This window comes from Methylocystis bryophila (assembly GCF_027925445.1).
In the GTDB taxonomy this organism is placed as follows: domain Bacteria; phylum Pseudomonadota; class Alphaproteobacteria; order Rhizobiales; family Beijerinckiaceae; genus Methylocystis; species Methylocystis bryophila.
Genome location: NZ_AP027149.1, coordinates 2,326,982 through 2,339,644, shown reverse-complemented (window position 1 = coordinate 2,339,644; position 12,663 = coordinate 2,326,982). Strand labels below are relative to the sequence as shown.

At 62.9% G+C, this 12,663-nt stretch carries 11 protein-coding genes and 1 pseudogene; 5 read left to right on the top strand and 7 right to left on the bottom strand.

Going from position 1 to position 12,663, the window contains the following annotated elements:
* Window positions 1-56 precede the first annotated feature (56 nt).
* Window positions 57-653 carry an LOG family protein gene (locus tag QMG80_RS10950; RefSeq protein WP_085772859.1) on the bottom strand — a complete coding sequence of 199 codons (597 nt, stop codon included), beginning with the start codon at window positions 651-653 and terminating at the stop codon, window positions 57-59.
* A 126-nt stretch (window positions 654-779) separates the two neighbouring features.
* On the opposite strand from QMG80_RS10950, the gene QMG80_RS10945 reads away from it, so the two are divergent.
* Window positions 780-2,666 (top strand): ABCB family ABC transporter ATP-binding protein/permease, encoded by a 1,887-nt coding sequence (locus tag QMG80_RS10945; RefSeq protein WP_085772858.1) that lies wholly within the window; start codon window positions 780-782, stop codon window positions 2,664-2,666.
* Between the two features lie 229 nt (window positions 2,667-2,895).
* On the opposite strand, the gene QMG80_RS10940 is transcribed toward QMG80_RS10945, so the two are convergent.
* Window positions 2,896-3,561, bottom strand: a complete 666-nt coding sequence (locus QMG80_RS10940) for a DUF6629 family protein (RefSeq protein WP_085772857.1) — start codon at window positions 3,559-3,561, stop codon at window positions 2,896-2,898.
* 295 nt (window positions 3,562-3,856) lie between these two features.
* Between QMG80_RS10940 and hslV the strand changes: the two genes are divergently transcribed.
* Window positions 3,857-4,423, top strand: a complete 567-nt coding sequence (gene hslV, locus QMG80_RS10935; RefSeq protein WP_085772856.1) for an ATP-dependent protease subunit HslV — start codon at window positions 3,857-3,859, stop codon at window positions 4,421-4,423.
* A gap of 89 nt (window positions 4,424-4,512) precedes the next feature.
* Window positions 4,513-5,817: an ATP-dependent protease ATPase subunit HslU gene (hslU, locus tag QMG80_RS10930; protein WP_085772855.1), complete on the top strand. Its 1,305-nt coding sequence runs from the start codon at window positions 4,513-4,515 to the stop codon at window positions 5,815-5,817.
* A 183-nt stretch (window positions 5,818-6,000) separates the two neighbouring features.
* Here the strand turns inward: hslU and QMG80_RS10925 are convergent, their stop codons facing one another.
* The 4 genes and pseudogenes from QMG80_RS10925 to uvrA all read right to left on the bottom strand — a co-directional run bounded on the left by QMG80_RS10925 (window position 6,001) and on the right by uvrA (window position 10,937).
* Window positions 6,001-6,696 (bottom strand): class I SAM-dependent methyltransferase, encoded by a 696-nt coding sequence (locus QMG80_RS10925; protein WP_085772854.1) that lies wholly within the window; start codon window positions 6,694-6,696, stop codon window positions 6,001-6,003.
* Between the two features lie 202 nt (window positions 6,697-6,898).
* Window positions 6,899-7,021, bottom strand: a pseudogene (locus QMG80_RS21715) (multicopper oxidase domain-containing protein); the annotation flags it as partial.
* Window positions 7,022-7,261: 240 nt separating this feature from the next.
* Window positions 7,262-7,774, bottom strand: coding sequence for an STM3941 family protein (locus tag QMG80_RS10920; RefSeq protein WP_085772852.1), 513 nt, complete (start codon window positions 7,772-7,774; stop codon window positions 7,262-7,264).
* Between the two features lie 109 nt (window positions 7,775-7,883).
* The gene (uvrA, locus tag QMG80_RS10915; RefSeq protein ID WP_085772851.1) at window positions 7,884-10,937 is read right to left on the bottom strand and encodes an excinuclease ABC subunit UvrA; all 3,054 of its coding nucleotides are present in this window, start codon (window positions 10,935-10,937) and stop codon (window positions 7,884-7,886) included.
* A 249-nt stretch (window positions 10,938-11,186) separates the two neighbouring features.
* On the opposite strand from uvrA, the gene ssb reads away from it, so the two are divergent.
* Complete coding sequence (gene ssb / locus QMG80_RS10910) at window positions 11,187-11,711, top strand: single-stranded DNA-binding protein (protein ID WP_085772850.1); 525 nt, start codon at window positions 11,187-11,189, stop codon at window positions 11,709-11,711.
* 389 nt (window positions 11,712-12,100) lie between these two features.
* Here the strand turns inward: ssb and QMG80_RS10905 are convergent, their stop codons facing one another.
* Window positions 12,101-12,367: a hypothetical protein gene (locus tag QMG80_RS10905; RefSeq protein WP_085772849.1), complete on the bottom strand. Its 267-nt coding sequence runs from the start codon at window positions 12,365-12,367 to the stop codon at window positions 12,101-12,103.
* Between the two features lie 4 nt (window positions 12,368-12,371).
* On the opposite strand from QMG80_RS10905, the gene QMG80_RS10900 reads away from it, so the two are divergent.
* Window positions 12,372-12,530 (top strand): hypothetical protein, encoded by a 159-nt coding sequence (locus QMG80_RS10900; protein ID WP_158658850.1) that lies wholly within the window; start codon window positions 12,372-12,374, stop codon window positions 12,528-12,530.
* Window positions 12,531-12,663 lie beyond the last annotated feature (133 nt).

Genomic DNA, 12,663 nt, shown 5'->3' with positions numbered 1-12,663 from the left:
GCTGTCTGCAAAAGCGTCAAGCAGCTTCAGAACCACGAGACTTGCGGAACCGCGTCCTAAAATCGTTCGACCATCTCGGCTTCAGCAGCCGAGCGCCGATGGCTCGCGGCGCCGATGATCATCGGAACGATGTCCTCGACGCGTTCGGCCACGAGGTAGCGTATCTCATAGTTCGCCCGGATGAAGCCCTCCTCGCGCATATGGGCGAAGAGCCGCAGCAAGGGGCGCCAAAATCCGCCAATGTCAGCGATGACGAGCGGCTTCTCATGACGGCCGAGCTGGATCCAGGTCAGTTGCTCCGCGAGCTCCTCCAGGGTTCCGATTCCGCCCGGTAATGCGACAAACGCGTCGGACTTCTCGAACATGAGGCGCTTGCGCTGGTGCATGTCGGCGACAACGCAAAGCTCCGTCAGCCCAGCGAGCGCGATCTCGCGCTTGCCTAGAAAATCGGGGATGATCCCGCAGACCTCGCCGCCTGCGTCGAGCGCCGCGCGTGCGACGACGCCCATGAGTCCGCAGGACCCGCCCCCGAACACGAGACCGATGCCCGCTCGGGCGATCGCAGCGCCGAGCGCTTTCGCGGCAGCTTCATGGCGGGGATCGTGGCCCGGAGACGAGCCGCAATACACACAGATGTTTCGGATGCTGGTCATGACTCGCGCTTATGCGCGGCTTACACCCAAGCCGCTGAGGAGATCAACAGTGGTGTCCCGTAAGCATAAAGAGCTATATGAAAGCGCGATGACAGACGTCAAGCAGGTGACAATACGGAAGGGCCGATGCTGAGGGGAGCGACAAGCGCGAGAGGAAACAGAACCGCTATTGATGAGGGCGCGCCGTTCGGCAAATTCAGCCTCGTCACGACCATCTTGCATCTATGGCCCTATATATGGCCGAAAGGCCAGCCTGAGCTCGAGAGACGCGTGCTCTATTGCTTCGCGCTGCTCATCATCGGCAAGCTCGTCAATGCGCTCGTGCCCTACACGTTCAAATGGGCGACCGACGCGCTTCAAAGCCATCTCGACGCCTCTGCGACCAATCTTCTCGTCGGAGCGGCCGGCTTCACTGTCCTTTATGGAATGTTGCGCGCGCTCTATTCGCTGCTGACGCAGGCGCGCGACGCGATCTTCGCCGCCGTCGCGATGCACGCCGTGAAAAAGCTCGCAATCGACGTCTTCGACCACATGCATCGACTATCGATGCGCTATCACGTGAGCCGCAAGACAGGCGGTCTGACGCGCATATTGGAGCGCGGACGTGACGCGATCGAGACGCTGGCGCGGCTCGTGATGTCGACAGGCCTCCCGACCATCGTCGAATTCCTGCTCGTGCTCGGCATTTTCGCCTGGCAGTTCAACTGGCGTTATTCGTTGGCCGCGGCCACCACGATTGCCGTTTACCTCGCCTACACGACGCTCGCCACCAATTGGCGCATCGACATCCGACGCAAGATGAACGATAGCGACATCGACGCCAACGTCAAAGCGATCGACAGTCTTCTGAACTACGAGACCGTCAAATATTTCTGCGCCGAGGAACGCGAGTCGGCGCGCTATGAAAAGTCCATGGAGCGCTACCGGCGCGCGAGCGTCGAGTCCTATACCTCGCTCGCCGTGCTGAACGCCGGCCAGGCGGCGATATTTACCCTTGGTCTGGCGCTCATGATGCTGATGTGTGTGAGCGATCTGAAGGACTCTGAGGCGAGCGTCGGCGATTTCGTGCTGATCAACGCGACAATGATCCAGCTTTATCAACCCTTGAACTTCATGGGCACCTTCTATCGCGAGGTCCGCCAAGCGGTCATCGACATCGAGCGCATGTTCCAGATTCTCAGCCGGCATCCCGAGATCGACGACCGCCCCGGCGCGACCGGCCTTGCCATCTCGAAAGGTCGCATCGTCTTCGACGAGGTGACGTTTGGCTATGAGAGAGCTCGTCCGATCCTCGATCAGGTGAGCTTTTGCGTGCAGCCCGGCAAGACGCTTGCGATCGTGGGCCCATCCGGAGCGGGAAAATCGACGATCTCGCGTCTGATCTTTCGCTTTTACGAGCCGCAAAGCGGCCGCATCCTGATCGACGGACAGGACATTCTGACGGTCACGCAAAAGAGCCTTCGCGCGGCGATCGGCATGGTGCCGCAGGACACGGTGCTCTTCAACGACACGATCGGTTACAACATTCGCTACGGCCGTTGGGAGGCAAGCGAGGCGGAGATCCGCGAAGCGGCGCGGCTTGCGCAGATCGATCGCTTCATCGAGTCCATTCCGGCCGGTTATGACGCGCAGGTCGGCGAACGCGGCCTAAAACTCTCGGGCGGCGAGAAGCAGCGTGTGGCCATCGCGCGCACGATCCTCAAGGAGCCGCGCATATTGGTGCTCGACGAGGCGACGTCGGCGCTCGACAGCTTCACGGAGCATGAAATTCAAGGCGCGCTGCGCGGCGTCTCCAAGGGGCGGACGACGCTCGTCATCGCACATCGGCTGTCGACGATCGTGGACGCCGATGAGATCATATTTCTCGACAAGGGACGGATCGTCGAACGCGGTTCCCATCAGGCGCTTCTCGCCGAAGGCGGCGCTTATGCAGCCATGTGGAATCGCCAGCGCGAGGCCTCCGAGGCGCAAGCGGTTCTCGAGGTCGCGCAAGCGGAAGGCCTCGCCGAATAGAGACTCGCTCCACATCAGAAACTTAGCGCGTTTCCCGCTCGAACGGGATCGTTCGAGCGATAAGGAAACGCGCCAAATCAAAAAGGTGGAGGATGGCCTGACCGGAAAGCTCTTCGCACTTTGCGATGCGAAAAACTGGATACCGGCTTTTACTCCTGGATTGCTTCGCTGCGCTCGCCATGACGCCAATCCCCTTGGCGAAGGAAGCGAGGGACGCCTGGATCGCGCTCTATGCTCGGACTTTTTGGTCCACGGAGGACTTCGCGCTCTCTTTGATCGCGAAAGCGAGAATGAAGCTGAAGACCGCCGCGGACATGCACCAGAGAGAGTACCAGGCGGGGCGGTTGTTCGCGAGCGCGTAGATGAAGGAAAGGAACACGAGGACGCCGAAGAGACGCAGTGCGCGATTGTTGAAGCAAACGAGCGGGACGACCGTCAGCGCCACATAGAGGAAGTGAGCGAGGAGCGGCGGGCGCTCGAACCCGGGATCATAAGCCAGCGCATGTTCGTAGACCGTCAGGTCGATGCCGTCGGCCAGGGCCAGCTTGATGAAGAGGTAAAGCGCCAAGGCTTCGCCGACATAGAGCATCTGGGTCCAGAGGCGCCGCCGGAAAGGATCGGTTTCCGCATAGGCCGCGGCGAAGGGCGTGAGCACCGGCCAGACGAGAAAAGCGATGCCTGTGTAAAGATAGCGGAATATTTCATCGCCCGGGAAGGGATGGGCGACCGAGCGCCAGACAACCGCCTCGACGGCCTGGTGAATCGCAAAGACCAGGGGAAAGACGGCAAACCCGAGCATCCGGGGATCATTTCGCGCCGCCTTATAAACGGTCGCCCCGCCGATGACCGCCAGCGAAAGGCTGGCGTTGATGCTCGCGGCAAAGGAAAAGCACATGGCAGGGAGCCCTCTCTTGAAATATTCGTTGCCCGCCGCCGCCGCTCAAGCGCCCCTTTTTGCCTCAGCTTCGTGAAGCGCGCCTGTCAATTCTGTGACGAATTCGACGATGGCGAAATAGGGAGAAATACTGTGAGGAAGAAATAGAAGGACAAGGGCGCCGCGCGAAGGCCGCCGAGGGTCGCAGCCTCGCACTTGCCTGCGCAGCCTCGCACTTGCCTTCGCAGCCTCGCACTTGCCCGAAGGCCGCGAACTTCTTAGATGCTCACCCTAAGGTCCCATCATCGAGGCAGGAATGGACAAGGAAAAAGAAGCGCGTGGCGGAATCTGGCGCGCGACCACGATCGTCATGGTGAAGAAGGGCGGCAAGACCGTCATCGCCGGCGACGGCCAAGTCAGCCTCGGCCAGACGATCATGAAGGGGAACGCCAAGAAGGTCAGGAGACTCGGCAAGGGCGAGGTCATCGCGGGCTTCGCCGGCGCGACCGCCGACGCCTTCACATTGTTCGAGCGGCTCGAATCGAAGCTCGAGCAATATCCGGGTCAGCTCACCCGCGCCTGCGTCGAGCTCGCTAAGGATTGGCGCATGGATCGCTATCTGCGACGCCTCGAAGCCATGATGCTTGTCGCCGACAAGGAAGCGGGCCTCGTCCTCACCGGCTCCGGCGACGTGCTGGAGCCCGAGGGCGACGCGAACGGAGCGGTCGCCGCGATCGGCTCGGGCGGCAATTACGCGCTCGCGGCGGCGCGCGCCCTGCTCGACAGCGGGCATGACGCCGAGACCATCGCCCGTCGCGCCATGACGATCGCCGCGGAAATCTGCGTCTACACCAACCACAATGTGGTCGTGGAGACGATTTAATTCCGACAGTCGGCAATAGGCATTCGATGAACGCAGATTCCTCGACTGCCGACTGCCCGCTGCCGATTGCCGTTACAAAGGAAAATCCCATGGCCGATTTCTCGCCGCGCGAGATCGTCTCCGAACTTGATCGCTACATCGTCGGACAGCGAGAGGCCAAGCGCGCCGTCGCCATCGCCCTGCGCAATCGTTGGCGCCGCCTGCGGCTGGAAGGAGCGATGCGCGAGGAGGTTCTGCCCAAGAACATTCTGATGATCGGCCCGACCGGCTGCGGCAAGACGGAGATCGCCAGACGCCTCGCCAAGCTCGCAGAGGCGCCGTTTCTAAAAGTCGAGGCGACGAAATTCACCGAGGTCGGCTATGTCGGGCGCGACGTCGAGCAGATCGTGCGCGATCTCGTCGAGGTCGCCATTAGCCTCGTCAAGGACAGAAAGCGCAAGGACGTCGCAGCGCGCGCGGAGCTCGCCGCCGAGGAACGCGTGCTCGACGCGCTTGTCGGTCCGGCCGCTTCGCCGCAGACGCGCGAGACCTTTCGCAAGCGCTACCGCGCGGGCGAGCTGGGCGAGAAGGAGATCGAGATCGAGATCGCCTCCACGGGTCCCTCCGGCCCCATGTTCGAGCTGCCCAACATGCCCGGGAACGTCACGGCTTTCTCGATCGGCGACATATTCGGCAAGGCGTTCCAGGGTCGCGCCAAGAAGCGGCGCCTGCATGTGAAGGACGCGATCGGGCCGCTCATCGCGGAGGAGAGCGACAAGCTCATCGACAATGACGAATGTGTGCGCGAGGCGATCAGCGACGTCGAGAACAACGGCATCGTCTTCATCGACGAGATGGACAAGATTTGCGCGCGCGAGGGACGCGGAGGCGCCGACGTCTCGCGCGAGGGCGTGCAGCGCGACTTGCTGCCGCTGATCGAAGGCACGACGGTTTCGACCAAGCATGGCTCGGTCAAAACCGACCACGTGCTGTTCATCGCATCCGGCGCCTTTCACGTCGCCAAGCCCTCGGATCTGCTGCCGGAGCTGCAGGGCCGCCTGCCGATCCGCGTCGAGCTGGCCTCGCTCAATGAGGATGATTTCCGGCGGATTCTCACGGAGACGGAGGCCTGCCTGACCAAGCAATATACGGCGCTGCTCGGCACGGAAGGCGTCGAGCTAGAATTTCTGCCGAGCGCAATCTCGGAGATCGCCAAGGTCGCCGTGGAGGTCAACACTTCGGTCGAGAACATCGGCGCGCGCCGGCTGCAAACCGTGATGGAGCGCGTGCTGGACGACATCAGCTTCACCGCCTCCGACCGCCATGGCGAAAAAATCGTCGTCGACGGCGAGTTCGTCGAGAAGCACATCGGCGATCTGGCGAGGAACAGGGATCTGAGCCGGTTCATTCTGTAAGCGGTTGCGGCAGGCGGCCGAAGAAGTGATTTGCGACGGGCTGAGGGATTTCAATGAAAGTCTCGCGCCCGCGCGGAACCAGCTTGACGCCTTCGGGATGAATGCGAGCCAGAGGCTCGCGGTCCGGGCTCCTTTGGACCGCGAGCCTCTGGCTCGCATTCATCCATCATTTCCGAAGTCGTATCACTTACGTGCGCAAAACACCGTGAAGCGATGGCGCTTCCAGGCGATGTCGGCGTCGGCGAAGCCCGCCTCTTCGAGCCAAGCGAGCTGATCGGCGAAGGTCGCGCTGCGATCGAGCGCTACGCGTCCCTGCGCTGCCGCGAAGTCCTCGTCGCTCACGCCCGCGGCCTTGACGTCGTGCTCCCAGCGCGCCTGATAGGCAGCCTCCACCTCGGGCGTGACGCCGAGCGACTGATCCGCATTGACGAAGACGCCGCCTGCCGCGAGCGCCGCATGGATCTCGCGGAACAGACGGCGCTTCGCCTCATGCTCCAAATGATGGATCGACAGCGCCGAGACGACAGCCTCGACCGGGCCGCCGAGCGGCGCTCGATCATAATCCGCAAGGCGCAGGCGCATGCGCTCGCCGTAACCCGCAAGGCGCCCCCGCGCCGTCTCGATCATCTTGGGCGCGAAGTCTAAGCCTTCGATGGTCGCGCGCGGAAAGCGTTGTAGGACCATCTCGGAGAAGAGACCGGTCCCGACGCCGAGATCAATGCAGGCGAAGGGCCGATCGCCCACCGCCTCCTCCAGGAGGTTGAGCGCGATTCCGTAGAAGCTGTCGAAATCCGGAATGAGCTTGCGCCGCTGCGCGTCGTAGTTCGCGGCAGCGGAGTCGAAGGCGACGCGGATGGTTTCGGAATGGGGCGAGGTCATGCGGTGGAACTTTCGTGCATGCAGTCTCGGACTTCGCCGACGCCTTTGTCGCGGCGCCGGCGGACGGGTAGCGCATTCTTGCGCTGAAAAGTGAGTTGACTTTGGCGTCGCCTGCATCGCCGCCGTGCAATTGCGCCTTCCCGCGATTCCAGAGCGAATGCATCCAATAAGTGCCGCCGAAGGTCAGCGGAAAATCATAATCGGCCTTGCCTCCGGGCGGAATGGGCGGCGCGGAGACGAAGGGCGCGCCGTCCTCGCGCCAGGGTGGCGTCATGCCATGCCAATGAACGAGGCTCGGCTCGCTGAGCTCGTTCTCGACACGCACGCGAAACCGATCGCCGACATGCGTCGTGACGCCCTGAACGCCGCCGTCTCACTCAATGCCAAGCAGTGAAGCGGGTTTGCCGTTCACCTCGATCGTGCGCCGCCGCAGTTTTAGGATCGTCGGCGGCGCTTCCTCCGCATAGGACGGACGCGGCGCGGCGAGGGCGAGCGCGGAGGCGTTTAGAAGCAGGTTTCGTCGCGTCAGCAGAGGGTGTTCTCGGGTTGGCTGAGCCGTCGATAACTAGGCGCCGAGGGCGCGGCGTTGGTAGTCGTTCAATTTTTCGACGAGGTCACCTGGCGACAATTCCCAGCCTCCAGCGATGCCGGCTTCGGGGCCAAGACAGCGACTGATCTTTACAAGCACGCTCTGCGGCGCTTTGCCTGGCGCATAATTGAACCCGATCATCTTCACGCCAAATTGTGGGCTGTAGACGAAAAAGCCCTGGACGTCGCTCCAACGGGTGTGATGCGGTTTGGGTACGAAACCGCCTGCTACCGTAAAGCCGTTCCTGTCGAGCGTTAGCGTCTGCGGGCGGATCGCCAGAGCAAGGGCGACAAGCCCGCAAAAGCCGAAAAACGCAATGACCGCCCAGGCCGTCCAGTTCTCCTCCACCGTGGGGTCACCGAGCATGGAGACGCCGATGACGACAAAAGCTAAGCTTCCCAACCCAAGCCCGATTACTTTGAGCAGGGATTGGCGATAGACTTCGGTCGTGAGCGCGATCGGCGCGTCAGAGGGCGGATTGTGGACCATTCTAGCCTCCCTCAAAGGAGCCAAAGGATTGTGCGGGATAGAGGTCTAGCACCTTTTCAAGAAGCGCGGCGGCGAACGCTTGGAGGGCCCGAGCCGCGCGATGATTCAGCTATCGCTTTTTTCGACCGCCCGACGCCGCTTCCGTTGGTTCGCGACCTCTCCTCGCCATCGCCTCGGCGAGATATCGCCCCGTGTGGCTACGCGCATTGCTCGCGATCTCCGCGGGCGGGCCGCTCGCGACGATCTCGCCGCCGCCGTCGCCGCCTTCCGGCCCAAGATCAATCACCCAATCCGCCGTCTTGATCACTTCGAGATTGTGCTCGATCACGACAACGCTATTGCCCTGCTCGACGAGCTCGTGCAGCACCTCCAGAAGCTTCGCCACATCGTGGAAATGCAGGCCGGTCGTCGGCTCGTCCAGAATGTAAAGTGTGCGGCCGGTCGAGCGGCGCGCGAGCTCCTTGGCGAGCTTGACGCGCTGCGCCTCGCCACCCGAAAGCGTCGTCGCCTGCTGGCCGACGCTGATATATTCGAGACCGACGCGTTTCAAGGTCTCCAGCCTGTCCCGGATCGCCGGCGCGGCCTTGAAGAGCGAAGCCGCCTCCTCGACCGTCATCGCCAGCACGTCGGCGATCGACTTCTCCCTATATTTCACCTCCAGCGTCTCGCGGTCGTAACGCTTGCCCTTGCAGACGTCGCAGGTGACATAGACGTCGGGCAGAAAATGCATCTCGATCTTGATGACGCCGTCGCCCTGGCAGGCCTCGCAGCGTCCGCCCTTCACGTTGAAGGAGAAGCGTCCCGCCGCATAGCCGCGCGCCTTGGCCTCGGGCAGGCCCGCGAACCATTCGCGGATCGGCGTGAAGGCGCCCGTATAGGTCGCGGGGTTCGAGCGCGGCGTGCGGCCGATCGGCGACTGGTCGATGTCGATGATCTTGTCGATCTGCTCCAGGCCTTCCAGCCGGTCGAAGGGCGCGGGATGCTCATGCGCGCCGCTCAAACGCTTCGCCACGGCCTTGTAGAGCGTCTCAATCACGAGCGTCGACTTGCCGCCGCCCGAGACGCCGGTGATGCACGTGAAGAGGCCGAGCGGAATTTGCGCGTCGACGTTCTTGAGATTGTTGCCCTTGGCGCCGAAGAGCTTGAGCCAACGGCCGGGCGTCGGCTTGCGCAGCTTATGCGTGAGCTTCACCTGCTTCGCGCCGGTCAGATATTGGCCGGTCAGCGATTTGGGGTTCGCCATGATTTCGGCGGGCGTTCCCTGCGCAACGATCTCGCCGCCATGAATGCCGGCGCCGGGGCCGACGTCCACCACATAGTCGGCGGCAAGGATCGCATCCTCGTCATGCTCGACGACGATCACGCTGTTGCCGAGGTCGCGAAGGCGTCTGAGCGTGTCGAGCAGCCGGTCGTTGTCGCGCTGATGCAGGCCGATCGAGGGCTCGTCGAGCACATAGAGCACGCCGGTCAATCCCGAGCCGATTTGCGAAGCCAGACGGATTCGCTGGCTTTCCCCGCCGGAAAGCGTCCCGGAACTGCGCGACAAAGTCAGATAATCGAGACCGACGTCGATGAGAAAAGTGAGCCGCTCGCGTATCTCCTTGAGGATGCGATAGGCGATCTCATTTTGCTTTTTGTTGAGCTTTTCCGGCAGCGCGGAAAACCAGTCGGCGGCGGCGCGCACCGACGTCTCCGAGATCTCGCCAATGTGCTTTTGCGCGATCTTCACGGCGAGCGCCTCGGGCTTCAGGCGAAATCCGGCGCAAGCCTTGCACGGGGTCGCCGACATATAGCGGCCGATCTCCTCACGCGACCATTCGCTTTCCGTCTCGAGCCAACGCCGCTCGAGGTTCGGCACGACGCCCTCGAAGGGCTTCTTCACGTCGTATGAGCGGAAGCTATCGTCATAGGTGAAGCGAATCTCCTCGTCGCCCGAGCCGTAGAGGATCGCGCGTTGCGCTTTCTCCGGCAATTGCGCGAAAGGCGTCTCCATCCGGAACTTGTAATGGCGCGCCAAGGCTTCCAGCGTCTGCATGTAGTAGGGCGAGGAGGATTTTGCCCAAGGCGCGATCGCGCCCTTCCGCAACGTTGTCTTCGGGTCCGGCACGACGAGCTCGGGATCAATCTTCTGCTCATGGCCGATGCCGCCGCATTTGGGACAGGCGCCGAAGGGATTGTTGAAGGAGAAGAGCCGCGGCTCGATCTCGGGAATCGTGAAGCCGGACACGGGACAGGCGAATTTGGAGGAGAAGAGGATGTGGTCTCCGTAATGAGTGGAGACGTTGGCGGCAGTCGGCGACTGGGCAGTCGGCAGATCGGCAGTCGGACTTGGATTCGACTGCCCATTGCCGACTGCCGACTGCCCTGCATCCGCAAACTCCACCACCGCCAGTCCGCCCGCCAGCTCCAGCGCCGTCTCAAAGCTGTCGGCGATACGCGAGGCCATGTCGGGACGCACGACGATGCGATCCACGACGACGTCGATGTCGTGCTTCAGCTTCTTGTCCAGCGCCGGCGCCTCGACGATCTCATGATAAGCGCCGTCGATCTTGACGCGCTGGAAACCGCGGCGCGTGAATTCGGCAAGCTCTTTTTTATATTCGCCCTTGCGCCCGCGCACGACCGGCGCGAGCAAATAGAGCCGCGTTCCCTGTGGAAGCGCCAGCACGCGGTCGACCATTTGCGAGACAGTCTGGCTCTCGATTGGCAGCCCCGTCGCGGGCGAATAAGGCACGCCGACGCGCGCCCAAAGCAGCCGCATATAGTCGTGGATCTCGGTCACCGTGCCGACCGTCGAGCGCGGATTCTTCGAGGTCGTCTTCTGCTCGATCGAGATCGCCGGCGAGAGCCCGTCGATCTGATCGACGTCAGGCTTCTGCATCATCTCCAGAAACTGACGCGCATAGGCCGAAAGCGACTCGACATAGCGGCGTTGGCCTTCCGCATAGATCGTGTCGAAAGCGAGCGACGACTTGCCGGAGCCGGAAAGCCCAGTGAAGACGACGAGCTTGTCGCGCGGGATGACGAGATCGACGTTTTTCAGATTGTGCTCACGCGCGCCGCGGATCGCGATGACGCGGTCGTCGGCCCTTTGCGCGTCGAAGGCGAGTTGCGGCGCATCTGCGTTCTTCGCGAGCGCGGTCGATTTTCGGGAACTGGCCATCTAAAGCTTTGACCTGGCAGAGGAGGAGCCACGCGGGCCTTGGCTTTCTCCTTTGCCACGCGACTTAAGATGAATCCACGCTTGCGCTAGGGTAAATTCAGAAAAATGCCGCTTGCGCGCGGCGCGGTCTAGGTCTAGAACAAATATGGAACATCCGCCTCGGCGACCCAGCTGTGGATAAACGCCCTTCCCGCCGGGCGGGAAGGAGCGCGTTGCTCTAGGGTGGGATCCAGCGTGAAGGAGAGTGAGATGGCGGGCAGCGTCAACAAAGTAATCCTCGTCGGCAATCTGGGCCGCGATCCGGAAGTGCGCACCTTGCCTTCCGGCGACCGCGTCGTGTCCTTCTCGGTCGCGACGACCGAGAGCTGGCGCGATCGCAACACGGGCGAGCGCAAGGATCGCACCGAATGGCATAATGTTTCGATTTTCAACGATAATCTGGGCAAGATCGCAGAGCAGTACTGCCGCAAAGGCTCGAAGATTTACCTCGAAGGGTCGCTGCAGACGCGCGAGTATACCGACAAAGACGGCAATTCCCGCAAGGCGACGGACGTCGTGCTGCAGAAATTCCGCGGCGAGCTGACGCTTCTGGACAGCAAGGGCTCTCGCTCCGAGGGCGGAGACTACGACCAGGCCGGCTATGGCGCCGGCGCCGGCGCCGGCAGCTTCGGCCGCTCCTCGCCCATGGAGCGCTCGGGAGGCGAGCGTCGCCCCGCGCCGGTCGGCGCAACCTCGAGGCTCTCGAACGAGCTCGACGACGACATTCCGTTCTGAGAGGCGGCTCGCCGGCCCTGCCCCGCTCACGCGGAGGAGGGAAGAAGCCCGCTCCCTCTCCTGTGCGTCCCGAAGAGCTGTTCGCCAAGCCGCCAGCCTAGCGCGTTTTCCGCTCGAACGGCATCGTTCGAGCGATAAGGAATCGCGCAAACTCAAGAAGTTAGAGCATGTCCTGCCCGGAAAACCGCTCCGCGCTTTTCCGTGACATGCTCTAGGCGCTGCGTTATCGCCGCCAGCGCGACGAGCTGCGCGAGCAGGGCGAGAGTCCAGAAAGCCGTCGTCGCCGCGACGGAGGCGACGAGGAGAGCCGAGCGGCCGAGCAGCGTCAGTATGGCGCGGGTCTTTACGCCCTCTTTGGCCGCAAGCCGCGCCGCTTGGCGCAGCTCTCCCTAGGACTGGGCGAGCGCCAGCGCGTCATTCAAGCCGCGCGCGCCGGCCCTCGCGTAGATTTCGCCAGCGTCGCGTCCCACAGCCTGCAAACCCTTGAATGCCGCCGGACGCAGCACGCCTCCGGCCGCGACATTGGCCCGTCCAATCGCCGCGAGCATTGCTCCCAAGGCGTCGCGGTCGAGGGCTGCGGCGGCGAGGCGCGCCAATGATGCGGTCAGCGCGCGCGACAAGCGTCCGGTCTTTTGCGCGATCTTGAGAGCGCTCAAACCTATGCGCTCCGGCAGCGACGCGCGCCTCGATCGCAGGATCGATGGGAACCCCGCGCTGATGCGCGAGCGCGAGGAAGCTCTCCGCCAGCTCTGCGTCCTCGGCCTCGATCGCCGCGTCGATCTTGGCCGCGGCGCGGGGCGCCGTGAGGCGCTCCTCTAGCTCCCGACGCCGAAAAAGCGAATTATTCCCATCGTTTGCGCTCGGCGAAGCGCCTGAACGCGGCGCGACCCGGCGGCTCGAGGCGGGGGACCGCGATCTGGCCCGCGCAGCCGGCGCACAATTTTAGCTGGAA